This window comes from Kribbella yunnanensis (genome assembly GCF_039529655.1).
Lineage (GTDB): Bacteria > Actinomycetota > Actinomycetes > Propionibacteriales > Kribbellaceae > Kribbella > Kribbella yunnanensis.
Map to the genome: position 1 here is coordinate 1 of NZ_BAAANF010000050.1, position 1238 is coordinate 1238.

1 protein-coding gene is annotated in these 1238 nt (G+C 66.2%); it reads left to right on the forward strand.

Annotated features, from left to right (window positions below; all coding sequences use genetic code 11):
* A protein-coding gene (locus tag ABD231_RS42110) for an IS3 family transposase (RefSeq protein WP_344166086.1) occupies nucleotides 1-1238 on the forward strand; the annotation gives its coding sequence in 2 pieces (ribosomal slippage) (nucleotides 1-268 and nucleotides 268-1238; 1239 coding nt annotated over the 2 pieces). This gene is flagged as partial in the annotation.

The window sequence follows — 1238 nt, forward strand, 5'->3', positions numbered from 1 at the left end:
AGTAAGTACGACGAGCAGACCCGCGCTAAGGCGGTCCGGCTGGTCATTGATCATGTTCAGGACTATCCGTCTGAGTTTGCTGCGATCAAGGCGGTGGCGGCCCGGTTGGGTATGACGGCCGAGACGCTGCGCCGCTGGGTTCGCCAGGCCGAGATCGATGCCGGCCAGGCCGACGGGGTGTCGTCTGAGTCCGCGCGGGAGATCCGGGAGTTGAAGCGGAAGAACGCCGAACTGGAACGCACGGTCGAGATCTTGAAAGCCGCGACAAGTTTCTTCGCGCGGGAGAGCGACCCGCGACAGCGCTGATCTGCCGGTTCATCGCCGAGCACGAGGCTCGGTTCGGGGTCGCTTCGATCTGCCGTGCGCTGTCCGCGCAGGGCTGCCAGATCGCCCCGAGGACCTATTACGCCTGGGCGGTCCGGGCGCCGTCCAAGCGGGCGCTGTGGGACACCACGGTGACCGGGGTACTGGCCGGCTACTACGAGCCCGACGAGCACGGCAGGCGCCCACCGGAGGCGTTGTACGGGTCATTGAAAATGTGGGCCCACCTCAACCGCGAAGGTGTTCAGGTCGCGCGCTGCACGGTGGAGCGGCTGATGAAGGTCAACGGCTGGCGCGGCGTGACCCGGGCCAAGAAGGTCCGCACCACGATCGCGGACCCGGCCGCGACCCGGGCACCGGACCTGGTCAACCGCCAGTTCCGGGTGCCGGCACCCAACCGGCTGCTGGTCGCGGACTTCACCTACGTGCGCCTGGCGACCGGCACGTTCGCCTACACCGCGTTCGTCATCGACGCCTTCGCCGGACGGATCGTGGGCTGGGAATGCTCCACGTCCAAGCACACCGCATTCGTCGAACGGGCCATCGCCCAGGCCGCCGCGATACGGAGACGACAAGGTAATCCCTTGCAGAACAAGACGATTCACCATTCCGACGCCGGATCCCAATACACCTCGGTGCACCTCACCGAGACCTTGCAGCTACACGGGCTCAGCCCGTCGATCGGCACGGTCGGCGACGCTTACGACAACGCCCTGGCCGAGACCACCATCGGGCTCTACAAAACCGAATGCATCCGCGACGACTCACCTTTTCGCCGCGGACCACTCACCGGCCTGGCCAGTGTCGAGACCATCACCGCCGACTGGGTGCATTGGTACAACACCAGCCGGCTCATGCACCGCCTCGACCGACGCCCACCCGCCGAAGCCGAGGCTGACTACTATTCACAAACCCGC